This is a genomic window from Blastococcus sp. KM273128 (assembly GCF_021698975.1).
GTDB lineage: Bacteria > Actinomycetota > Actinomycetes > Mycobacteriales > Geodermatophilaceae > Blastococcus.
This window is the reverse complement of record NZ_SSXA01000020.1, coordinates 29,096-50,310: the sequence shown is the minus strand read 5'-3', so window position 1 is coordinate 50,310 and position 21,215 is coordinate 29,096. Positions and strand designations below refer to the sequence as shown.

Sequence of the window (21,215 nt, the reverse complement as noted above, 5' to 3'; positions counted from 1 at the left end):
GGACTCCGACGACGCCGTGCCGCCGGGCCACGTCATCCGCTTCGACCCGCCGTCCGGGATCGAACCATGCGGACTCGTGGTGATCAGCGCCCGATCGCCACGAGTCCGCATGGTTCGGGCACAGGAGGCCGGGCGGACCCCCTCATGACGGGGCCCACGGCGTGGGTCAGTCGCCGATGAGCGCGTTCAGCAGCTTGATGTCGGCCGCGTGCCCGCCGCAGGGGTCGCCGTCCCGCTCGCTGGGGGTCTCGACGACCATCGGCACCGCGGCGGTCGTGCGGTGCCGCACCAGCTCGGCGAACGGGCCGGTGCCGTACTCCCCGGAGCCGATCAGCCCCTCGCCGATCGTGGTGTGCCGGTCCCGCTTGGAGCCGCACTCGTCCAGCGAGTCGTTGACGTGCACGAGGCCCAGCCGGCCGGGTCCGACGGTCGCCTCGAGCGCGTCGAGCGTCGCCGACATCCCACCGGGGACGGCGAGGTCGTGCCCCGCGGCCCAGGCGTGGCAGGTGTCGAAGCAGACGCCGAGCAGCGGGTGGTGCTCCAGCGCCGCGAAGTACGGCCCCAGGTCCTCCACCGTGGCCGCCAGCGCCTTGCCGCCGCCGGCGGTGGGTTCGACGAGCAGCCGCGGGCCGTCGGGGTCGGCGGCCTCCAGCACCGGCAGCAGCTGCTCGTGCAGCTGGCGCAGCGCGGGCTCGTAGCGGTCCTCGCCCACCGCGGAGCCGGCGTGCACGACCACGCCCTGGCAGCCCAGCTGCGCCCCGCGCCGCAGGTTGTGCGCGATCGAGGCGATCGACTGCGCCACGGTCGCCTCGGTGGGGGAGCCGACGTTGACCAGGAACGGGGTGTGGATGAACGACGGCACCCCGCGCTCGGCGCACCCGGCGGTGAACAGCGCGTCCTGCTGCGGGTTCCCGTCGGTGAGCCGCCAGCCGCGCGGGTTGCCGACGAAGACCTGCACGGCCCGCGCGCCGACGGCGTCGGTGTAGGGCAGGCCGCCCTTGGCCAGGCCACCCTTGATCTGGATGTGCGCGCCGATCGGCGGCACGGGGGAGGTGTCGGGCACGGGCCTATCCGAAGCTGAGCAGGATGGTGACGGAGGTGCCGCGCTCGACGGTCTCCCCGGCCGCGGGGCTCTGCCGCAGCACCCGGTTGCCGAAGAAGCGGGTGGCCTCGACCTCCAGGCCCGCCTGCTCGAGGATCGACGCGGCCTCGTCGCCGCTGCGGCCGACGACGTCGGGCACGGTGACCAGCGGGACGCCGGCGGAGACCTGGATGCGCACGGTGCTGCCGTAGGGCACCGGCCCGGCCGCGGGGCCCGGCTCGACGGCCATGACCTCGCCCCGGTCGACCTGGTCGCTGCGCCCGTCCTCGATGCGCTGGACGACGAAGCCCTGCGCCTCCAGGTTGGAGGTCGCCTGCTCCGGGGTCTGCCCGGTCACGTCGGGGACGGAGACCGGCGCCCGGCCCTGGCTGATCACCACCGTCACGAGCTGGTCGCGCTTGAGCGCGGTCCCGGCCGGCGGGTCGAAGCGGATGACGTGGCCCGGCGGCACGGCGTCGTCGTAGTCCTGACCCCGGGTGATCTGGATCGGCAGGTCGGCCTGCAGGCGCGCCTCGACCTCGTCGACCGGGAGGCCCACGAGCTCCGGGGCCACGGTGTAGCGCTCCAGGCCCTTGGAGACGACGACCCGCACGTCGGTGCCGCGGATGACCTCGCCCGAGGCCGGGTCGGAGGAGATGACGACGCCCTCGGGCACCTCCTCGCTCCACTCCCGGACGACCGGGTCGGGGTCGAGGCCGGCGTCCTGCAGCAGGTCGATGGCGGCGGCCTCCTGCTTGCCGGTCAGCTCGGGCACGTCGGTCCACCGGCCCGAGCCCAGCCACCAGCCGACCGCGCCCACGGTGACGGCCATCAGCAGGACGATCGCGATGATCAGCCGGGCGCGGCGGCGGCGGACGTGGTCGGGGACACCGGGGCGCGGCCGGCCGGGGGCGGGCCGGCGACCGTGCACGTCGGTCGTGGGGCCGGCGCCCATCCCCGGCAGCATGCTGGTGCGCCCGGTGCGGTCGGCGCGCTCGCCGAGCACCGCGGTGCCGGGGTTGCTCGGGTGGCCGGGGCGGGGACGCGTCGGCCGGTTGGTGGGGCGCAGCGTGCCGGGGCCCGCGGTGCTCTGCCCGGTCGGCACGGGGACCGGCTCGACGCCGAGGTCGGTGCGGACGTCGGTCAGCTCGGCGAGGAACGCACCCGCGTCCAGCGGCCGCCCGGCGGGGTCGCGCCGGGTGGTGCGGGCGACCAGCTCGTCGACCTGCCACGGCAGGCCGGGGACCTCGGCCGACGGCGCGGGCACGTCGTGGTGCACGTGCTGGTAGGCGACCGCCAGCGGGGTGTCACCGCCGAACGGCGGGTGCCCGGTGAGCATCTCGTAGAGCACGATGCCGGCGGCGTAGATGTCGCTGCGGGCGTCGGCCCGGCCGCGCTCGAGCTGCTCGGGGGACAGGTAGGCGACGGTGCCGATGAGCACCCCGCCGGTCTGGCTGGTCTGCCCGGTGCCGACGACGGCGCGGGCCAGGCCGAAGTCGGCCACCTTGACCACGCCGTCGACGCCGATCAGCACGTTCTCCGGCTTGATGTCGCGGTGCACGATCCCGGCTCGGTGCGCGGCGGTGAGCCCGGCGAGCACCGGCTCCAGGACGGCGAACGCCTCGGCGACGGTGAGCCGGCCGCGTGCGCTGAGCAGGTCGCGCAGCGTGCGGCCGCGCACCAGCTCCATGACGAGGAAGACCAGCCCCTGGTCGCTGCCCTGGTCGCTGACGCCCACGACGTTGGGGTGGCTGAGCATCGCCGCCGCGCGCGCCTCGCGGGTGAACCGGTCGACGAAGGTGGGGTCGTGCGCCAGGTGCTCGGCCATGACCTTGACGGCGACGGTCTTGTGCAGGCGCAGGTCGGTGGCCGCGTAGACCGTGGACATGCCGCCTCGCGCCACCCGCTCCTCGAGGCGGTAGCGCCCCTCGAGAACGAGGCCGACCACGGGGTCGGTCACGGCGGTGTCCACACGGCCGAGTGTATGAGCGACCGGGGCGTCGGTCGCTCCGCGACGCGGCGACGGGGGTCACCGTGGCCCCTGTGACAGGTGGAAAAGGACCTCCCCGCCCCCCGGCGCTCGCGAGCTCGCACCGGGACCCTGCGGGGAGGCCGAGTGCGAGCGGTGAGGGGGACGGGGTCCTTTCTCAGGCGAGGTCGATGCCCGGGTAGAGCGGGTGGGCCGACAGCAGCTCGGCCGCCGCCGCGCGGGTGCGGTCGGCCACGCCGTCGGCGACGACGTACTTGGCCTGCGACGTGCCCCCGTCGCGCGTGGCGGTCGGGGTCGTGGCCGACAGCACGTCGACGATCAGCTCCGCCGTCCGGTCGAACTCCGCCGCGCCGAAGCCGCGGCTGGTGAGCGCCGGGGTGCCCAGCCGGATGCCGGAGGTGTACCAGGCGCCGTTGGGGTCGGCCGGGACGGCGTTGCGGTTGGTCACGATGCCGGCGTCCAGCAACGCGGACTCCGCCTGGCGGCCGGTCAGCCCGAACCCGGTGACGTCGACGAGCACCAGGTGGTTGTCGGTGCCGCCGGTGACCAGCCGGGCGCCGCGCCTGGTCAGCCCCTCGGCCAGGGTCTGCGCGTTGTCGGCCACCGCCCGGGCGTAGCCGGCGAACTCCGGACGGCGGGCCTCGGCGAACGCCACCGCCTTGGCGGCCATGACGTGGGGCAGCGGGCCCCCGAGCACCATCGGGCAGCCGCGGTCGACGGCGTCGGCGAACTCCGGCTGGGCGAGCACGAACCCGCCGCGCGGGCCGCGCAGCGACTTGTGGCTGGTGCTGGTGACGATGTGCGCGTGCGGCACCGGGTCGAAGTCGCCGGTGAGCACCTTGCCGGCGACGAGCCCGGCGAAGTGCGCCATGTCGACCACCAGGGTGGCCCCGACCTCGTCGGCGATCTCGCGCATCGCCGCGAAGTCCACCCGCCGTGGGTAGGCCGAGTAGCCCGCCACGATGATCAGCGGCCGGAACTCGCGGGCCCGGGCGCGGACGGCGGCGTAGTCGAGCAGCCCGGTGGCGGGGTCGGTGCCGTAGGAGGACTGCTCGAACATCTTGCCGCTGATGTTGGGGCGGAAGCCGTGCGTGAGGTGGCCGCCGGCGTCCAGCGACATGCCGAGCATCCGCTGGTCGCCCAGCGCGCGGCGCAGCACCGCCCAGTCGGCGTCGGTGAGGTCGTTGACGTGGCGAGCGCCGGCCTCCTGCAGCGCGGGGAGCTCCACCCGCTGGGCGAGCACCGCCCAGAAGGCGACCAGGTTGGCGTCGATGCCCGAGTGCGGCTGGACGTAGGCGTAGGGCGCCCCGAACAGCTCCCGGGCGTGCTCCGCCGCGAGCGCCTCGACGGTGTCGACGTTCTGGCACCCGGCGTAGAAGCGGTGCCCGACGGTGCCCTCGGCGTACTTGTCGCTGAACCAGTTGCCCATGGTGAGCAGCACCGCGGGGCTGGCGTAGTTCTCGCTCGCGATCAGCTTCAGCGAGCCGCGCTGGTCGGTGAGCTCCCGGCTGATCGCGTCGGCGACCCGGGGCTCGACGGCCCCGATGACCTCCAGGGCGCTGCGGTAGGCGGCCGAGGCGGCGGCGCCGTCGAAGGAGTGGGTGGTGCGGGCTGCGGTCACGGGTGCCTCCTGCGCTGAACGACGGTGAGGTGCCCAGGCGCACGGCGACGGTGGTGCGGACCGCTCCCCGGTGGTGGCCCACCTCGACGCGCCAGTCACGGCCCTCGCAGAGGTTAGCGCGCCGCCACCACGGTGTCGGAGGGCACCGACCGGACGTCGTCGAGGCCGCACAGCACCATCGTGTGCTCGAGTTCCTCGGCGAGCCCGGACAGCACCCGCGCCACGCCCGCCTCGCCGCCGGTGGCCAGCCCCCAGACGACCGGCCGGCCGAGGAAGACCGCCGTCGCCCCGAGGGCGAGCGCGGTCAGCACGTCCGAGCCGGAGCGGACGCCGCCGTCGGCGTACACCTCCACGTCCTCGCCCACGGCCTCGACCACCTCGGGCAGCGCCTGGGCGCTGCTGATCGTCGGGTCCACCTGCCGCCCCCCGTGGGTGGTGACCCACACGGCGGCGGCACCGGCCTGCACGCAGCGGATGGCGTCGTCGCCCCGGAGGACCCCCTTGACCACCACCGGCAGCCCGGAGAGCTCGCCGAACCGGGCGATCTCGTCGAAGGTCCAGGTGCCGGTGGCCAGGCCGTCCAGCGTCGGCTCCTCGCCCTCGGGAGGCCGGTTGGCCATCCGGACCCCGGCCCGGTGCACGAAGTCGTGCCGCAGGTCGCGGCGGCGCCTGCCCAGCAGCGGGACGTCGACGGTGAGCACCAGCGCCCGGTATCCGGCGTCGCCGGCGCGGCGGGCGAGGTCGTCGGTGTGCCGCTCGGAGTGCAGCCGGTAGAGCTGGAACCACTTCGGGCTCGCGGGCGCGACGGCGGCGACCTCCTCGAGGCTGTGGTTCGCGCTGGTGGACACGGTCATCAGCGCGCCGGTCGCGGCGGCGGCCCGGGCGGTGGCGAGCTCGCCGTCGGGGTGGGCCATCGCCTGGTAGGCCCACGGGGCGATGCCGATCGGGGTGCGCACCGGGCTCCCGAGCAGCTCGGTGCCCAGGGCGGCGGTGGTCGTGCCCCGCAGCACCCGCGGCCGCAGCCGCCACGCCCGCCAGGCGGCCGTGGCCTCGCGCACCGTGGTCTCGGTCTCGGCGCCGCCGGCGTAGTAGTCGTACACCGGCTCGGGCAGCAGCTGCCGGGAGCGGGACTCCAACTCCTCGAAGTCGACGAAGGGCGGTTCGGCGCGGGGCTCCTCGGCGGCCTCGGCCGCCCCGTCCCGCCCGCTCGTCCCCGGTACCGGGCTGCTCGCTGGTCCGCCGCTCGCCATAGGCTGACACTCTATGGACACGCTCACGCCCGCGGAGGTCGCCCAGCTGCTGGGCACGTCGCCCAACCGGGTCCGGCAGCTGCTGCGGGACCGGAAGCTGATGGCCGTCCCCGGCAGCGGGAACGGCAAGATCCCCGCGGCGTTCCTCAAGGACGGCGCGGTGCTCAAGCACCTGCCCGGGTTGCTGACCGTGCTGCGCGACGGCGGCTTCAGCGACGAGGAGGCCTTCGACTGGCTGTTCCGCGAGGACGCGTCGCTGCCCGGCACCCCGGTGCAGGCGCTGCGGGACGACCGGCACACCGAGGTCACCCGCCGGGCCCAGGCCCTGGCGTTCTGACCCGGGTGCATCCGGAGCCGGTGCGGGAACGGAAGCCCGACCCGTGGAGCAGCTGACGTACCTGGGCCTGCTGGCCGGCTGCCTGGTGGTGACCGCGCCGCTGGAGCTGGTGCTGGGCGTCCGGGTGTACGCCCGCTGGCGGCGGCTGCTCCTCGCCGTCCTGCCCGAGTTCGTGGTGTTCGTCAGCTGGGTGCTCTACGCCATCGCGCAGGGGCACTGGGACTACTCGGCCGAGCGCACCACCGGCGTCCGGCTGCCCGGCGGGATCCCGTTCGAGGAGGTCCTGTTCTTCCTCGTCGTCCCGCTGTGCTCGGTGCTGGCGCTGGAGGCGGTGCGGAAGGTGACCCGGTGGGACGCCGGGTACCCGGCCGAGGAAGCGGAGGTGGGCCGGTGAGCTACAGCGCGCTGGCGGTCACCGCGGTGGTCGCCGTCCTGGTGGTGGACCTGGCCGTCTACCGCACCCGCATGGTGACCCGGCCGGTGTTCTGGGTGGCCTACGCGATCATCGTCTTCTTCCAGCTGCTGATGAACGGCGTGCTCACCGGGCTGGACGTGGTCACCTACGACCCGCAGACCATCTGGGGGCCGCGCATCGCCTACGCCCCGGTGGAGGACCTGCTCTTCGGGTTCGCCATGGTCACCCTCACCCTGGCCAGCTGGGCGGCGGTCAACCGGCGGGCGAACACGGCCAGGCGGCGCGGCTTGGACACCGACACCCGCCGGTCGAGCACCCGGTAGCCGGCGCGCTCGATCTCGCGCAGGATCCCGCCGTAGAGGTCGGTGGCGGCACGCACGCAGTCCCGGGACTCCGGCGCCAGCATCGGTGTGCCGGGCGCCGCGTCGTCGTACCGGCGGCGCACGATCGCGACCATCTCGCGCATCAGGGCCTCGAACCGCTGGTCGTGGCGCTTGGCCGCCAGCTGCTCGCGGGTCACCCCGTGGGCGGCCATGAGGTCGGCGGGCAGGTAGACCCGGCCGCGGTCGACGTCCTCGCCGACGTCGCGCAGGAAGTTGGTCAGCTGGAACGCCTCGCCGAGCGCGATGGCGTGCGGGGCGGCCTCCTCGCGGGTCACCCCGGGCGCGGTGCCCAGGACGGGGAGCACCTGCAGGCCGATGACCGACGCCGAGCCCCACATGTAGCGGTCCAGCGCGTCCAGGTCGGCGTAGCCGGTGACGTCGAGGTCGCTGGTCATGGCGGCGAGGAAGTCGACGAGGTGCTCGACGGGGATCGCGTAGCGCCGGTAGGTGTGCACCAGGGCCAGCCGCACCGGGTCGTCGGACCAGCCGGTCTCCAGCTCCTCCAGCAGCGCCTTCGACCAGGTCATCAGGTCACCGGCGGGGTCGGCGCCGGGGTGGTCGACGAAGTCGTCGGCGACCCGCGCGGCGGCGTAGAGGGCGTGCACCGCGGGCCGCCGCTCGGGCGTGAGCAGCCGGGTGGCCAGGTGGTAGCTCTTGCCGTGCTCGGCGGCGATGGCGGCGCAGTGCCGGTAGGCCGCGGACAGCTGCGCCTGCCGGGCGGCCTGGGTGCCGGGGGGCTGCAGGATCACCGCGCCACCGGCCCGGTGATCCGCTCGGCGGCCAGCCGGCCGCTGATGAGCACCATCGGGACGCCGACGCCCGGCTGCACCGACGACCCGGCCAGCACCACGTTCTCCGGGCCGCGGCGCGGCAGCGTGGAGGGGCGGAACGGGCCGGTCTGGCCGAAGGTGTGCGCCAGCGCGAAGGGGGTGCCGGCGGCCATGCCCTGCGCCGCCCAGGTGGCCGGGGTGTCCATGTGCTCCACCTCGATCGCGCCGGAGACGCCGGTGAGCCCGCGGGCCTCCAGCGCGGCCAGCAGCTCCTCCCGGTAGCGGGGCCCGAGGGCGTCCCAGTCCAGGTCCGGGTTGCCGCCGCTGCGCCGGTCGAGGTTCGGGGTGGGGGCGACGACGCTGAGCACCTGCCCGCCCTCGGGGGCCAGCGAGCGGTCGGTGCGCGAGGGCATGCTGATCAGCAGGCTGGGGTCGCTCATGGGGCGGCCGTCGCGGGTCAGCTCGTCGAACACCTGCCGCCACGAGTGCCCGAAGCTGATCGTGTGGTGCGCCTGACCGGGCAGCTCGGCCCGCACGCCGAGGTGCAGCGCGACGCAGGAGGGCGAGTAGACCGGGCGGCGGGGCCCGCGCAGGCCGGGCACCAGCGCGTGCGGGGCGTCGGTGGTGACGACGACGGCGTCGGCCGGCAGCCGCTCGCCGTCCTCCAGCAGCACCCCGGTGACGCGGTCGCCGCGGAGCTCGAGCTCGTCCACCGCGCAGCCGTAGCGGAAGGTGACGCCCGCGTCGGCCGCGGCGGCGGCGAGCGCCCGCGGCACCGCCCCGATCCCGCCGACCGGGTGCCAGACGCCGGCGCCGATGTCGAGCTGGGCGATCACCGCGTAGGCGGCGATGGCGCGGAAGGGGGAGACGCCGGCGTAGAGGGCCTGGAAGCTGAACAGCCGGCGCAGCCGGTCGTCGGTGAAGTACCGGCCCACGTGGGCCGACAGCCGGCCGAAGCCGCCGCGCCGCACGAGGGCGAGGAGCTCGGGCCCGAGCAGGTCCAGCGGCGAGTCCAGGTTTCGGTCGATGAAGGTGGACAGCTGCAGGCGGTAGAGCTCGGCGAGGTCGGCGAGGTAGCGCCGCAGCGCGTCGGCCTCGCCCGGCCCGCAGAGGGCGGCGACCTCGGCGGCGAAGGCCTCGGGGTCGGCGTGCACGTCCAGGTGCGTGCCGTCGGCGTACTGCGCCCGGTAGCTCGTCTCGAGCCGGCGCAGCTCCAGCCTGTCCTCGAGCCGGTCCCCGACGGCGGCGAGCGTCTCCTCGACGATCTCCGGCGCGGTGAAGACCGACGGCCCGGTGTCCAGCGCGTAGCCGTCGCGCTCGATCCGCCCGGCCCGCCCGCCGGGGCCGCCGGCGCGCTCGACGACGGTGACCTCGCGGCCGGCGCCGCGCAGCCGGAGCGCCGTGGCCAGCCCGGCCAGCCCTGCCCCGACGACGACGACGCGGTCGGTGCGGCCGGGAACGGTGCGGACCATCAGGCGGTGCGCGACGTCGCGGCGACCGCGAGCGCGTCCAGCGCCCGGCGGGCGTCGTCGGCCAGCGGCGCCTCGGCGATCGCCTCGCGGGCCCGGGCGGTGCTCAGCGCGATCCGCTCCTCGACCCGGTCGCGGGCGCCGGTGCTCACCAGCAGGTCGCGCAGCTTCTCGAACTCCTCGTGCCCGGCCTCCGGGTTGCCCAGCAGCTCGCCGAGCAGGGCGCGCCCGGCGTCGTCGGCGGCCTCGGCGGCCAGCGCCACCAGCAGCGTCTGCTTGCCCTCGCGCAGGTCGTCGTCGGCGGACTTGCCGGTGACCTCCGGGTCGCCGAAGACGCCGAGGAGGTCGTCGCGCAGCTGGAACGCCTCGCCCAGGGGCAACCCGATGGCGGTGCACGCCTCGACCACCCGCGGCCCGGCGCCGGCGATCGCCACGCCGAGCTGGAGGGGGCGCTGGACGGTGTAGCCGGCGCTCTTGTAGCGGGCGACGGTGAGCGCCCCGTCCGGGCCCGGCAACCCGCCGGCGGCCCGCAGCAGGTCGAGGTACTGGCCCGCGGTGACCTCGCTGCGCATCGTGTCCCAGACGGCGCGGGCCCGGCCCAGCGCCGCCTCCGAGATGCCCGAGCAGCGCAGCAGCTCGTCGGACCACACCAGCGCCAGGTCGCCGACGAGGATCGCCGCGCCGACGCCGAACAGCTCCCCGTCGCCGGAGAACTCGGAGTCGGCGTGCCGGCCGGCGAACCCGACGTGCGTGCTGGGGCGGCCTCGGCGGGTGCCGGCGGCGTCCATGACGTCGTCGTGGACCAGCGCGCTGGCGTGCACGAACTCCAGCGCGGCGACGGCGCGGAGCACGGCGTCCTCGTCCTCCCCGGCGCCCGGGCCCTGCCCGCGCGCCCCGCGCCAGCCCCAGTAGGCGAAGGAGGGGCGCAGCTTCTTCCCGCCCTCGGCGACGGCGCAGACCTCCTCGACGACGGGGACGAGGCTGGCGTCCATCGCGGCGAGCGTGGCGCGCTGCTGGTCGAGGAAGCCGGTGAGCGCCTCGGCGACCGCGGCCCGCACCCGGTCGAGCTCCGCGACCGACAGCGGTGGTGCCAGGCGGGCGGTCTCGCGCTGCTGCGCCCCGGAGGTCATGCGGTCAGTATCGCCCAACCCGGTGGGGTGCCGCCCCACCAGCGGGGTGGCCGAGGGGGTCTGCTGCATGGTTCCTCCGTCGATCCGGCGTCCGGGACACGGCCTCTTCCCCGCCGGTGCCGGTTCCGGATGCACCCGTGCGCCGCCCGTAGGCTCGGGTGCCGTGACACCCACCGTCCGCGAGCTCCTCGCCACCGAGCGCCCGACGTGGTCGTTCGAGTTCTTCCCGCCGAAGACGCCGGCGGGGGAGGAGCAGCTGTGGACGGCGCTGCGCGAGCTGGAGCGCCTGCACCCCTCGTTCGTCTCGGTGACCTACGGGGCCGGCGGGTCCACCCGCGAGGGCACCGTGGCGATGACCGAGCGGATCGCGGCGGACACCACGATGACGCCGCTGGCGCACCTGACCGCCGTCGACCACAGCGTCGCCGAGCTGCGGCACGTGATCAGCCGGCTGGCCGCGGCGGGGGTCCGCAACATCATGGCGCTGCGCGGCGACCCGCCGGGCGCCGATCCGCAGGCCGACTGGGTGGCCCACCCCGAGGGGCTCAACTACGCCGCCGAGCTGGTCGAGCTGATCCGCTCGGTGGGCGACTTCTCCGTCGGCGTCGCCGCCTTCCCCGAACGGCACCCGCGCTCGCCGGACTTCGACACCGACGTCGAGATGTTCGTGGCCAAGTGCCGCGCGGGGGCCGACTTCGCCATCACCCAGATGTTCTTCCGCGCCGAGGACTACCTGCGGATGCGGGACCGGGTCGTGGCGCGCGGCTGCGAGGTGCCGGTCATCGCCGGGGTCATGCCGGTCACCAACGTCCGGCAGATCACCCGGATCGTGCAGCTGTCGGGCCAGGCGTTCCCGCCGGAGCTGGCCGAGCGGTTCGAGGCGCTGGACGGCGACGCGCCCGAGGACCAGGCGGCGGTCCGCGCCCTCGGCGTCGAGGTGGCCACCGACCTGTGCCGCAAGCTGCTCGACGAGGGCGTGCCGGGCATCCACTTCATCACCATGAACCGGTCGACGGCGACCCGCGAGGTGTTCGCCAACCTCGCCGGCCGGGTGCCCGCCGTCCGCTGAGCGGTCACCGGGCCGGCTGCACCCCCTCCAGCAGGTCGGCGGCGCGGGCGGCCGCCCGGCGCAGGCCCTCGCGCTCGGAGGCGTAGCCGCCGGCGACGCCGACGACCGGCAGGTTGGAGACGGCGCGGGCGAGCAGCTTCCCCTTCGGCCGGGCGTCGAGCGCGTCGTCGATGCGGCCGAGCAGCCGGGCCGCCCGCCACAGCGTCCGCACCGCGCCGGTGGCGCCGCGGCGCTCGTCGCGCGGGCCGAGCGCCCCCTCCACGTAGGTGCCCTTGGCGCGGGTGAGCAGCGGCTCGACCTGCTCGGGGGTGAGTTCCCGCCGGAGCAGCACCCGGGCCAGCAGGGAGACGCGCTCGGCGGGCGGCTCGACCCCGTGCTCGCCCGCGACGCCGAGGACGACGAGGGACTGCACCGCGGTGCCGACCGTGTTCTGCAGCGGGAGCAGGTCGGCGAGCTTGCCGGCGAACCGCGGCGCGGCCGACACCCCGGCCGCCACCCGGGACACGCGGTCGGCCCACCACTCGTCGCGCTCCTCCCGTGGCAGCGCCGGGGGCCGGCCCAGCCGGGTGGCCAGCGGGGTGAGCAGCCGGTCGAGCCGGCGCAGGACGTCGACGACGACGGGGTCGCTGATCGGGGCAGCCATGGGTGCGGGGTGCCCCGGGTGCCGGTCGCCGACACCCGTCGTCGCGGGCCCTACCCTGCGCCGGTGATCACCGGAGCCGCCGTCCTGGCCTGCGCGGTGCTGGGCGGCCTCGCCGTCTTCCAGGTGGCGCTGGCCGCCGGGCGGCCGTGGGGCCGGTTCGCGTGGGGCGGGCAGCACGACGTGCTGCCGCCGCGGCTGCGCACCGGCAGCGCCGTCTCCGTCGTCCTGTACCTGGTCTTCGCCGTCGTCATCCTGCAGGCCGCCGGCCTCGTCGCGGTGCTGACCGCGACCGTGGCCGACGTCGGCATCCGGGTGCTGACGGGCTACTTCGCGCTCGGCGTCGTCCTGAACGGCATCTCGCGGAGCCGGCCCGAGCGGTTCGTCATGACCCCGCTGGTGCTGGTGCTCGCCGCCTGCTGCCTGGTGGTGGCGCTCGGGTGAGCGGCCGGTCCGGGGCGCGTGGCACGCCCCGGACCGGCCGGTCAGACCCCGGTGCCGTGCCGGCCCTCGCCGGCGGCGAACCGCGCGGCACCCGGCAGCGCGTCGACGGCGAGGGAGACCAGGCCGTGGCGGAACTCGTTGGCCATCGCCGCCTCCTCGTCCAGGCCGTCCTGCTCGAGGAGCGAGGCGCGGTCCTCGCGCAGGCAGGTCTGCGGGAAGGCGGCGATCCGGGCGGCCAGCGCCTGCGCCTCGGCCAGCGCCCGGCCCTGGGCGACCACCCGGTTGACCAGGCCCATCTGCAGCGCTTCCGCCGCGTCGACACCGCGCCCGGTCAGCACGAGGTCCATCGCCCGCGACGTGCCGATCAGCCGGGGCAGCCGCACGGTGCCGCCGTCGACGAGCGGGACGCCCCAGCGCCGGCAGTAGACCCCGAGCACCGCCGTCTCGTCGGCCACGCGCAGGTCGCACCACAGCGCCAGCTCCAGCCCGCCGGCGACCGCGTGCCCGGCGATGGCGGCGATCACCGGCTTGCGCAGCCGCATCCGGGTGGGGCCCATCGGCCCGTCCCCGTCGGTCTCCGTGCGGTTGCCGCGGTCGGTGCCGATCGCCCGCAGGTCCGCGCCGGCGCAGAAGGTGCCGCCCTCGCCGTGCAGCACCGCGACGGCGGCGTCGTCGTCCTCGTCGAAGGCGCGGAAGGCGTCGGCCAGCGCCGCGGCGGTCGGCCCGTCGACGGCGTTGCGCGCCGCCGGCCGGGAGAGCCGCACCGTCGTCACCGGGCCGTCCCGCTCGACGGTCACCGCCCCGCTCACGACGCGCGCCCGGGGGTGTCGGCCCACAGCGGCTCGCGCAGCGCCCGGCGGAGGATCTTGCCGACGGGGGAGAGGGGCAGCTGGTCGACCACGTGCACGGCCTTCGGCACCTTGTAGCCGGCCAGCGCGCCGCGGACGGCCTCCCGCAGCTCGTCCGGGCCGGCGCTCGCCCCGGGGCGGAGCGTGACGAAGGCCGTGACCGCCTCCACCCACGTCGGGTCCGGGGCGGCGACGACGGCGGCTCCGGAGACCGCCGGGTGCGCCATCAGCGCCTCCTCGACCTCCCGCGGGTACACGTTGTAGCCGCCGGTGATGATCATGTCGCTGGTGCGGTCGACCAGGGTCAGGTAGCCGCGGTCGTCCAGCCGGGCGAGGTCGCGGGTGGCGATCCAGCCGTCGGCGTCGATCGTCTCGGCGGTGAGCCCCGGCGCCTCGTGGTAGCCGGCCATGCCGAACGGGGCGCGCACCTGGAGCTCGCCGATCTCCCCGGCCGGGAGCGCGCCGCCGTCGGTGCCGACGATGCGCACCTCGGCGTCGACCGAGGGGTGGCCGCAGGTGCCCGCGAGGGCCGGGTCGGTGTGGTCGGTGGCGTCGAGCACCGTGATCGCCAGCGGGGCCTCCGTCTGCCCGTAGTACTGCACGAGGCGCGGGCCCCAGACGTCGAGGGCCTGGGCGAGCACCGGGCCGGGCATCGGGCTGGCCCCGTACACCGCCGTCCGCAGGCTGGAGACGTCGGCGCGCTCGGCGGCGCCGGAGGACAGCAGCATGCCCAGCATGGTGGGCACCAGGTTGATCTCCGTGGCCCGGTAGCGGGTGAGGGAGTCGAGGTAGCTGCCCGGGTCGAAGCCGGGGAGGACGGCCGCGGCGCCGCCGCGGATCCAGTACGGCAGCACGAAGGTCCCGCTGGCGTGGATCAGCGACGCGGCGTGCAGCATGACCGAGTCGCGGCCGGGTGAGACCAGGTTGGCCAGGATGTTGGCGCAGATCGCCGCGTAGCTGGCCTGGGTGTGCACCACCGCCTTGAGCGAGCCGGTCGTGCCCGAGGTGTAGAGGATCAGCACCGGGTCGGCCGGCTCGGCCGGCAGCCGCGGATCGGCGGGGCTGGCCTCCGCCATCTCGTCGAGCAGGTCCAGCGTCTCCACGTCGGCGGTCTGCCCCAGGCTCACCAGCCGCAGCCCGTCCACCCGCTCGGCGAGCTCCGCCGCGCGGTCGGCGAGCGCCGCGCCGTGCACCAGCAGCCGCACGCCCGTGGCGGCGAGCATCCGCGCCTGCTCGTCGGCCGAGAGCCGGGCGTTGAGCGGCACCCGGGCGGCCCCGGCTTTGAGGCAGGCGAAGTCGATGGGCACCGACCACAGGCCGTTGTCGACCAGCAGGCCGACCCGGTCCCCGCGGGCCACCCCCAGGCCGATGAGCACGTTGGCCATGCGGTTGGCGGTCTCGTCCACCTCCCGGAAGGTCAGCGACGCGTCGCCGCTCAGCACCGCCGTCCGATCCGCGAACCGCCGGGCGCCGCGTCGCACCAGATCCACCGTCAACACCGGTCCACCACTCCTCTCGCCGTTGGTGCTCGGCAACTTACAGTCCGTTCGGACGGTTTGTCAGCGCCTATCCTCTCCCGGTGACCGAGCGACGGACCCAGGAGCAGCGGCGCGCGGACACCCGCTCGCGGCTGCTCGCCGCGACGATCCAGTGCCTCGTGGAGCACGGGTACGCGGGCACGACCACCCAGCGGGTGCAGGAGCGGGCGGGGCTGTCGCGCGGGGCGCTGCTGCACCACTTCGCCACCAAGGAGGCGCTGCTGGTCGCCGCCGTCTCCCACGTCGCCGACTCCCAGATCGGCCAGGTGCGCGCCGACGCCGGCGCCGGCCGGGTCCGCGACGAGGTGGACCTCCTGCACCGCGTGATGTCCGGCCCGCTCTTCCTGGCCGGGCTGGAGCTGTGGTCGGCCGCGCGCACCGAGCCGGCCCTGCGCGCGGCGCTGCTGCCGGCCGAGCGGCGCGTGGGCGCGGCCGTCCGCGAGCTGGTCGGCGAGCTCTTCCCGGGGGCGCCCCGGGACCGGGCCGAGATCGACGGGCTGCTCGCCCTCTACCGGGGGCTGGCCCTCACCAGCGTGCTCCGCGGCGACGGCGATCTCGACCGGCGGGTCCTGCAGCTGTGGGTCGACCGGGTCCTCGCCACCCCGGCCGCGCGCGTGGGCGGAGGTGCCGGGCCGGCCTCCCTGTGAGTTCCCGGTGAGAACCCGGGGACGGGCCCGCCGGGTCGGGGCCCGCGGGCTACGGTGACCGCCATGGCGTCCCGAGCACGGGCGGCGGCCCCGCGCTGGGCCGTCGTGGGGGTGGTCGTCGCCGTCCTGGCCGCGCTGCCCGCGATCGTGGCTGCGCTGCCGGTCGCCGACGACCCCGTGCCCGCCGCCGAGCTGCGCGCGGCGGTCCTGGCCTCGGCCGACGTGCAGTTCTCCGGGTACGCCGAGTCGGCCGGCGGGCTGGCACTGCCGGTCACCGACCAGCTGGACGCGGTCGCCGACCTGTTCAGCGACCGCACCGAGATGCGCGTGTGGTGGCGGGGCCCCGACGACCACCGGGTCGACGTGATCACCCCGGCCGGGGAGACCGGCATCCACCGCGACGCGCGGGGCACCTGGACGTGGGAGTACGAGCGCGCCACCGCCACGCGCGCGGCCGCCACCCCGCTCGCGCTACCCGCGCCGCCGGACCTGCTGCCCGCCACCCTCGGCCGCCGGCTGCTCTCCGAGACCGCCGACGCGGAGCTGGCCCGCATCGGGGCGCGGCGGATCGCCGGCCGGGACGCCCTCGGGCTGCGCGCCACGCCCGCGGAGCCCGCCTCGGCGGTGCGCCAGGTCGACGTGTGGGTGGACCGGGCCAGCGGGCTGACGGTGCAGGTGGTGGTCCTGGGCGAGACCTCCGAGGTGCCGGCGCTGGACACCCGGTTCCTGGACCTGGAGCTCGCGGTGCCGGACGCCGCGACCACCGCCTTCGCCCCGCCCGCGGACGCCCGCCTGCGCACCGCGGAGGAGACCGAGATCGTGCTCGAGGCCGGGCGGCGGCTCGTCCCGGTGCCCTTCCCGCCCACGGTGGCCGGCCTGCCGCGCCGCACGCTCGAGGGCGCACCGCCGGGGATCGGGCTCTACGGGCGCGGCGCCACCCTGCTCGCCGTCGCCCCCGTGCCGCGCCGGCTGGCCGAGGGACTGGGGCGCACGCTCGCGCAGAGCCCGGACGCCGTCGTCGAGGGGACGAGCACCCGCATCGCGGCCGGCCCGGTGGGGCTGATGCTCGTCGACCCGCGGGACGCCGAGCCGTACCTGCTCACCGGGACGGTCACCCTCGACGCGCTGGTCGAGGCCGCCGCGCAGCTGCCGGTGACGAGGGCGCAGCGGTGAGCACCGTCATCGCCACCCGCGGCCTGGCCAAGCAGTACGGGCGGGTGCACGCCGTCGACGGCATCGACCTGGACGTGCGGGCCGGCGACGTCTACGGCTTCCTCGGCGCCAACGGCTCGGGCAAGACCACCACCGTCCGCATGCTCCTCGGCCTCGTGCTGCCCACCCGAGGGGAGATCGACCTGCTCGGCGAGCGGATGCCGCGCGCCGGCCGCCGCGTGCTGCCCCGGGTGGGGGCCCTCATCGAGTCACCCGCCGCCTACGGCCACCTCTCCGGCAGGGAGAACCTCGCGCTGCTGGACGCCGCCGGCCCCGGCGGGGGGCGCCGCGACCGGCGCCGGCGCATCACCGAGGTGCTCGACCAGGTCGGGCTCGGGGGCGTGGGACGCCGGCCGGTGAAGGCCTACTCGCTGGGCATGCGGCAGCGCCTCGGCCTCGCCGGCGCCCTGCTGCGCCGTCCCGAGCTCCTGGTGCTCGACGAGCCGACCAACGGGCTGGACCCGCAGGGCATCTCCGAGATCCGCGAGCTGCTGCTCGACCTGCACCGCGGCGGGACCACGGTGTTCCTCTCCAGCCACCTGCTGGCCGAGGTCGAGCAGCTCTGCAGCCGCGTCGGCGTGCTCGACCGCGGACGCCTGGTGCTGCAGGACGACCTCGCCGCGCTCACCGCCCCGACCGGCGCCACCGTCGTCCGCACGCCGGAACCGGGACAGGTGCGCGCGGTGCTCGACGGCCGCGTCGCCGCCGTGGACGGCGAGCGGGTGGTGGTGCGCGGCGGCGACCCCGCGGAGGTGAACGCGCTGCTGGTGCGCGCCGGCGTCCCGGTCACCGGGCTGGCGGCCGACCGCCCGACGCTCGAGGAGGTGGTGCTGGCGGCCGCGGCCACCAGCGCCGACCGGGTGGAGCGCGAGCGGTGATCGCCGTCGAGCTGCGCAAGCTGTTCCGGCGGCCCCGCACCTGGGCGATCATCGCCGTCCTCAACGCGCTTCCGGTGCTCGTGGCGGTGCTGCTCGTGCTCACCGACCTGGCACCGCGGCCGGGGGAGGGGCCGCCGTTCCTCTCCGCCGTCCTCACCAACGGCGCGCTGTACCCGCTGGCCGCGCTGGCCATCGTGCTGCCGCTCTTCCTGCCCATCGCGGTGGCGGTGGTCGCCGGTGACTCCGTGGCCGGCGAGGCGCAGGCGGGCACGCTGCGCTACCTGCTGGCCCGGCCCGCGGGGCGGACCCGGCTGCTGGTCGCCAAGCTCGTGGCGGTGCTCGCGTTCGTGCTGGTCACCGTGGTGGTGGTCGCCGCCGTCGGCTACCTGGTCGGGACGACGCTGTTCGAGGCGCGGCCGGGGGCGGGGACGTCGGTGTCGGGCACCTCGCTCACCGCGGAGGAGCTCGCCGTCCGCACCGTGCTCGCCGTGGGCTACGTCGGGGTGTCGATGCTCGGCGTCGCGGCGTTCGCGCTGTTCTTCTCGACGCTCACCGACTCGCCGCTGGGCGCCACGATGGGCGCGCTGGCGGTGCTGGTCACCTCGTCGCTGCTGTTCACCCTCGACGCCGCCTCGCCGATCGCGCCCTACCTGCCGACCCGCTACTGGCTGGCCTTCGTCGACCTGTTCCGAGACCCGATCCTCTGGCGGGACATCACCCGGGGGCTGGCGCTGCAGGCGGTCTACGTGGGCGTGCTGCTGGCCGCCGCCTGGGCCAACTTCACCACCAAGGACGTCACCAGCTAGCCGCCGAGGCGGGCGCAGTCGGCGGTGCCCAGCGCCACCGGGTCCTCGGGCCCGAGCTGCTCGAGCACGATCGCCTGCACCAGCGGGTCGCCGGGCAGCTGCCCGTGCCCGACGCGGCTGTCCGCGCACACCTCCTGCACGGCCAGGTTGAGCGCGCCGTCCAGCCGCGCCGAGTCCGGCGGGGTCACCGTGCGGTCCAGCGTCGTCCACACCGACACCCAGCCCACCCCGTCCGGCGTCTCGTCGCCCGCGTTGAGCCGGGCCAGGACGGGGCTGTCGCTGGCCAGCTGCCGGCAGCCCTCGGGGCAGGACTCCGGCGCGATCCGCCCGGCCAGGTCGGCCAGGCCGGTGCCGTGGTGCGGCGAGCCCAGGGTCACCACCCGGCGGGCCACCCCCGCGCCGCCGTCGGCCACCCACAGCCGGGCGATCACCCCGCCGGCCGAGTAGCCGACGACGTCCACGCTCTCCTCGCCGGTGCGCGCCAGGGCCGCGCGGGCGGCGTCGTCGAGCGCGGCGGCCGCCTCACCCAGGTCACCCCTCCCGTCGCCGGGCAGCGGCACCACGGTGGCGTCGCGCCCGGCCTGCTGCAGCCGGTCGGCCAGCGCGCGCAGCGACGTCGTCCCCCCGCCGTAGCCGGGGACCAGCAGCACCGGTCCCGGGCGCGCCTGCGGGCCGGGGCCCTCGGCGTCCGTGCCGCCGGTGGCCAGCAGCACACCGACGGCGACGACCGCGGCGGTGACCAGGGCGAGCACCGCGACGACGAGACGGCGGCGGGCGGGGGAGAGACCGGCGAGCACTCACCTACTGTCCCTGGTGCAGGAGCCGGCGTCACCGGACGGCGCCGGGCCGGGGGAGGAGGGCGCCGTGCTCAGCCGGGAGGAGTACCTCGAGGCCTGGTCGCGCTGGCACGGCGGCGCCGACACGTCGGCCCCCCTCGTGCGGGGCTGGCTGACCATCGCGCACGGGCTCGCCCGGCCCCTGGCCGCGCTGCCCCCGGCGGTCGCGACCGCCTCCGGCGTGGTGGTCGCGGCCGCGGCCGTGCCCCCGGCCGCGGCGGGCGGCGCCTGGCTGCTCCTGGCCGGGGTGCTGGTCGGGCTGTCGGGCCTGCTGGACAGCCTCGACGGCGCGCTGGCGATCGGCACCGGGCGCGCCTCGCAGCGCGGGTTCGTCCTCGACTCGGTGGTCGACCGGCTGACCGAGGTCGCCTACGCGGCGGCGCTGTGGGTGGCCGGGGCGCCGGGCTGGCTCGCGGTCGCGTTCGGCGCGCTGTGCTGGCTGCCGGATTACCTGCGCGCCCGCGCCGGGCAGGCCGGGGTGCACCGGACCGGCCCGATCTCGCTCTGGGAGCGGCCGACCCGGGTGGCGATGGCCGGCCTCACGCTGGGCGGGGCCGGGGTGGTGAGCGGCCTGGAGGTGGCGGGGGTCGACGGCGCGGTCCTCTCGGTCACCGCCGGCGCCGCCGCCGGGGTGCTCCTCGGCGCCGTCGGCACGCTGCAGCTGGGCCGCTGGCTGGGGGCCGAGCTCGCCGGCCCGGGCGAGGGCGGGCTCCCGCCGTCGGGCTGACCCGGCTCTCCGACGGCGGTGCCCGGCCGCTGCCCCTAGGGTGTGCGGTGCCCGATCCCCACCGTTGTTCTCCCGTTTCCCGCCCGGTCCCCCGCGGCGCAGCGGCCCGAGGCAGCCCGACCCGGAGGAGCGCCTCCCGTGCCCGTCGTCGTCACCGGTTCCATCGCCACCGACCACCTGATGACCTTCCCCGGCCGCTTCACCGAGCAGTTCGTCGAGGGGCAGATGGAGAACGTCTCCCTCTCCTTCCTCGTCGACGACCTCGTCCAGCACCGCGGGGGTGCGGGGGCGAACATGGCCTACGGGCTGGGGCTCCTGGGCCTGGCGCCCGTGCTGGTCGGGGCGGTCGGCAGCGACTTCGCCGACTACGAGGCTTGGCTGTCGCGCCACGGCGTCGACACCGGCAGCGTGCACTGGTCGGAGCTCAAGCACACCGCCCGCTTCGTCTGCACCACCGACGAGGCGAACAACCAGATCGCGTCGTTCTACTCGGGGGCGATGGCCGAGGCCGCGCAGATCGAGCTGGCGCCGGTCGTGGAGCGGGTCGGCGGCCCGGACCTGGTCGTCGTGGGCCCCAACGACCCGACCGCCATGGTGCGGCACACGCAGGAGTGCCGGCAGCGGGGCTACCCCTTCGCGGCCGACCCCAGCCAGCAGCTGGCCTGGGCCGACGGCGAGATGATCCGCGAGCTGGTGCACGGCGCGGAGGTGCTGTTCACCAACGAGTACGAGTCGGCGCTGCTGCTGCAGAAGACCGGCTGGACGGCCGACGAGGTGCTGGCCCGGGTGGGCACCTGGGTGACGACCCGGGCCGCCGACGGCGTGCTGGTGCGGCGGGAGGGCGAGGAGCCGCTGTCGGTGATCGCGGTACCCGAGACCAAGCCGGTGGAGCCCACCGGTGGCGGTGACGCGCTGCGCGCCGGGTTCATCGCCGGCCGCACCTGGGGCCTGGGGCTGGAGCGGGCCACGCAGCTGGGCTCCGCCGTCGCCACCGCCGCGGTCGAGGTGATCGGCACCCAGGAGTACGACCTCCCGCGGCAGAGCTTCCTGCAGCGCTTCGCCGCGGCGTTCGGCGCCGAGGCCGCGGACGAGGTCGCCGCCCACCTGCCGGGCTGACCGCCGGG

21 protein-coding genes, 1 pseudogene and 1 riboswitch are annotated in these 21,215 nt (G+C 76.2%); of the genes and pseudogenes, 11 read left to right on the top strand and 11 right to left on the bottom strand.

The features are described from left to right. Positions 1 to 166: 166 nt before the first annotated feature. From E9529_RS08375 to E9529_RS08360, 4 genes are all read right to left on the bottom strand, one after another. Positions 167 to 1,063 (bottom strand): deoxyribonuclease IV, encoded by an 897-nt coding sequence (locus tag E9529_RS08375; protein ID WP_236830695.1) that lies wholly within the window; start codon positions 1,061 to 1,063, stop codon positions 167 to 169. 4 nt (positions 1,064 to 1,067) lie between these two features. Continuing rightward, positions 1,068 to 3,053: a Stk1 family PASTA domain-containing Ser/Thr kinase gene (gene pknB, locus E9529_RS08370; protein ID WP_236830694.1), complete on the bottom strand. Its 1,986-nt coding sequence runs from the start codon at positions 3,051 to 3,053 to the stop codon at positions 1,068 to 1,070. A gap of 175 nt (positions 3,054 to 3,228) precedes the next feature. Continuing rightward, a complete protein-coding gene (locus E9529_RS08365; protein WP_236830693.1) occupies positions 3,229 to 4,692 on the bottom strand; it encodes a glycine hydroxymethyltransferase in 1,464 nt (487 codons plus the stop codon). 24 nt (positions 4,693 to 4,716) lie between these two features. Continuing rightward, positions 4,717 to 4,801: riboswitch (ZMP/ZTP riboswitch) on the bottom strand. A 4-nt stretch (positions 4,802 to 4,805) separates the two neighbouring features. Next, a complete protein-coding gene (locus E9529_RS08360; protein WP_236830692.1) occupies positions 4,806 to 5,942 on the bottom strand; it encodes an alpha-hydroxy acid oxidase in 1,137 nt (378 codons plus the stop codon). A 13-nt stretch (positions 5,943 to 5,955) separates the two neighbouring features. Between E9529_RS08360 and E9529_RS08355 the strand changes: the two genes are divergently transcribed. The 3 genes and pseudogenes from E9529_RS08355 to E9529_RS22665 all read left to right on the top strand — a co-directional run. After that, positions 5,956 to 6,279 carry an Rv2175c family DNA-binding protein gene (locus tag E9529_RS08355; RefSeq protein WP_236830691.1) on the top strand — a complete coding sequence of 108 codons (324 nt, stop codon included), beginning with the start codon at positions 5,956 to 5,958 and terminating at the stop codon, positions 6,277 to 6,279. Between the two features lie 43 nt (positions 6,280 to 6,322). After that, a complete protein-coding gene (locus E9529_RS08350; protein WP_236830690.1) occupies positions 6,323 to 6,673 on the top strand; it encodes a lycopene cyclase domain-containing protein in 351 nt (116 codons plus the stop codon). After that, a pseudogene (locus tag E9529_RS22665) lies at positions 6,586 to 6,879 on the top strand (hypothetical protein); the annotation flags it as partial. The gene E9529_RS08350 and the pseudogene E9529_RS22665, both read left to right, overlap by 88 nt. On the opposite strand, the gene E9529_RS08340 reads toward E9529_RS22665, so the two are convergent. Genes E9529_RS08340 through E9529_RS08330 form a run of 3 tightly spaced genes read right to left on the bottom strand, consistent with a single transcriptional unit; the run spans position 6,876 to position 10,515 of the window. After that, positions 6,876 to 7,826, bottom strand: coding sequence for a phytoene/squalene synthase family protein (locus tag E9529_RS08340; RefSeq protein WP_236830689.1), 951 nt, complete (start codon positions 7,824 to 7,826; stop codon positions 6,876 to 6,878). The pseudogene E9529_RS22665 and the gene E9529_RS08340 overlap by 4 nt on opposite strands. After that, positions 7,823 to 9,319 carry a phytoene desaturase family protein gene (gene crtI, locus E9529_RS08335; RefSeq protein ID WP_236830688.1) on the bottom strand — a complete coding sequence of 499 codons (1,497 nt, stop codon included), beginning with the start codon at positions 9,317 to 9,319 and terminating at the stop codon, positions 7,823 to 7,825. The genes E9529_RS08340 and crtI overlap by 4 nt, the downstream gene beginning before the upstream one ends. After that, positions 9,319 to 10,515 carry a polyprenyl synthetase family protein gene (locus E9529_RS08330; protein ID WP_236830687.1) on the bottom strand — a complete coding sequence of 399 codons (1,197 nt, stop codon included), beginning with the start codon at positions 10,513 to 10,515 and terminating at the stop codon, positions 9,319 to 9,321. The genes crtI and E9529_RS08330 overlap by 1 nt, the downstream gene beginning before the upstream one ends. 94 nt (positions 10,516 to 10,609) lie before the next feature. Between E9529_RS08330 and metF the strand changes: the two genes are divergently transcribed. After that, positions 10,610 to 11,515 (top strand): methylenetetrahydrofolate reductase [NAD(P)H], encoded by a 906-nt coding sequence (metF, locus tag E9529_RS08325; protein ID WP_236830686.1) that lies wholly within the window; start codon positions 10,610 to 10,612, stop codon positions 11,513 to 11,515. A 4-nt stretch (positions 11,516 to 11,519) separates the two neighbouring features. On the opposite strand, the gene E9529_RS08320 is transcribed toward metF, so the two are convergent. Further along, on the bottom strand, positions 11,520 to 12,158 hold the full coding sequence (locus E9529_RS08320; protein WP_236830685.1) for a hypothetical protein: 639 nt from the start codon (positions 12,156 to 12,158) through the stop codon (positions 11,520 to 11,522). Between the two features lie 63 nt (positions 12,159 to 12,221). Here E9529_RS08320 and E9529_RS08315 point away from each other — a divergent pair, with 63 nt between their 5' ends. Further along, on the top strand, positions 12,222 to 12,599 hold the full coding sequence (locus E9529_RS08315) for a hypothetical protein (protein WP_236830684.1): 378 nt from the start codon (positions 12,222 to 12,224) through the stop codon (positions 12,597 to 12,599). Between the two features lie 41 nt (positions 12,600 to 12,640). On the opposite strand, the gene E9529_RS08310 is transcribed toward E9529_RS08315, so the two are convergent. Both E9529_RS08310 and E9529_RS08305 read right to left on the bottom strand, forming a co-directional pair. Next, on the bottom strand, positions 12,641 to 13,396 hold the full coding sequence (locus tag E9529_RS08310) for a crotonase/enoyl-CoA hydratase family protein (RefSeq protein WP_236830683.1): 756 nt from the start codon (positions 13,394 to 13,396) through the stop codon (positions 12,641 to 12,643). A gap of 8 nt (positions 13,397 to 13,404) precedes the next feature. Beyond that, complete coding sequence (locus E9529_RS08305) at positions 13,405 to 14,946, bottom strand: class I adenylate-forming enzyme family protein (RefSeq protein ID WP_236830682.1); 1,542 nt, start codon at positions 14,944 to 14,946, stop codon at positions 13,405 to 13,407. Positions 14,947 to 15,026: 80 nt separating this feature from the next. On the opposite strand from E9529_RS08305, the gene E9529_RS08300 reads away from it, so the two are divergent. From E9529_RS08300 to E9529_RS08285, 4 genes are all read left to right on the top strand, one after another. After that, on the top strand, positions 15,027 to 15,632 hold the full coding sequence (locus E9529_RS08300) for a TetR/AcrR family transcriptional regulator (RefSeq protein WP_236830681.1): 606 nt from the start codon (positions 15,027 to 15,029) through the stop codon (positions 15,630 to 15,632). A gap of 63 nt (positions 15,633 to 15,695) precedes the next feature. Beyond that, the gene (locus E9529_RS08295; RefSeq protein ID WP_236830680.1) at positions 15,696 to 16,805 is read left to right on the top strand and encodes a transcriptional regulator; all 1,110 of its coding nucleotides are present in this window, start codon (positions 15,696 to 15,698) and stop codon (positions 16,803 to 16,805) included. Continuing rightward, positions 16,802 to 17,722 (top strand): ABC transporter ATP-binding protein, encoded by a 921-nt coding sequence (locus tag E9529_RS08290; RefSeq protein ID WP_236830679.1) that lies wholly within the window; start codon positions 16,802 to 16,804, stop codon positions 17,720 to 17,722. Before E9529_RS08295 ends, E9529_RS08290 begins: the two co-directional genes overlap by 4 nt. Next, complete coding sequence (locus E9529_RS08285) at positions 17,719 to 18,528, top strand: ABC transporter permease (protein WP_236830678.1); 810 nt, start codon at positions 17,719 to 17,721, stop codon at positions 18,526 to 18,528. Before E9529_RS08290 ends, E9529_RS08285 begins: the two co-directional genes overlap by 4 nt. On the opposite strand, the gene E9529_RS08280 is transcribed toward E9529_RS08285, so the two are convergent. Then, entirely contained in the window at positions 18,525 to 19,325 is an 801-nt protein-coding gene (locus E9529_RS08280) for a triacylglycerol lipase (protein ID WP_236830677.1), read from the bottom strand. The two genes, E9529_RS08285 and E9529_RS08280, sit on opposite strands and share 4 nt — an antisense overlap. Before the next feature lie 16 nt (positions 19,326 to 19,341). On the opposite strand from E9529_RS08280, the gene E9529_RS08275 reads away from it, so the two are divergent. After that, positions 19,342 to 20,091: a CDP-alcohol phosphatidyltransferase family protein gene (locus tag E9529_RS08275; protein ID WP_236830676.1), complete on the top strand. Its 750-nt coding sequence runs from the start codon at positions 19,342 to 19,344 to the stop codon at positions 20,089 to 20,091. Between the two features lie 138 nt (positions 20,092 to 20,229). Next, on the top strand, positions 20,230 to 21,207 hold the full coding sequence (locus E9529_RS08270; RefSeq protein WP_236830675.1) for a carbohydrate kinase family protein: 978 nt from the start codon (positions 20,230 to 20,232) through the stop codon (positions 21,205 to 21,207). Positions 21,208 to 21,215 lie beyond the last annotated feature (8 nt).

What these genes read in the sequence shown, in the direction of transcription:
- E9529_RS08360 (WP_236830692.1), bottom strand. Translation starts at nt 5,942, where the DNA reads ATGGCGAGCGGCGGACCAGCGAGCAGCCCGGTACCGGGGACGAGCGGG.
- E9529_RS08355 (WP_236830691.1), top strand. Translation starts at nt 5,956, where the DNA reads ATGGACACGCTCACGCCCGCGGAGGTCGCCCAGCTGCTGGGCACGTCG.
- crtI (WP_236830688.1), bottom strand. Translation starts at nt 9,319, where the DNA reads ATGGTCCGCACCGTTCCCGGCCGCACCGACCGCGTCGTCGTCGTCGGG.
- E9529_RS08330 (WP_236830687.1), bottom strand. Translation starts at nt 10,515, where the DNA reads ATGCAGCAGACCCCCTCGGCCACCCCGCTGGTGGGGCGGCACCCCACC.
- E9529_RS08320 (WP_236830685.1), bottom strand. Translation starts at nt 12,158, where the DNA reads ATGGCTGCCCCGATCAGCGACCCCGTCGTCGTCGACGTCCTGCGCCGG.
- E9529_RS08295 (WP_236830680.1), top strand. Translation starts at nt 15,696, where the DNA reads ATGGCGTCCCGAGCACGGGCGGCGGCCCCGCGCTGGGCCGTCGTGGGG.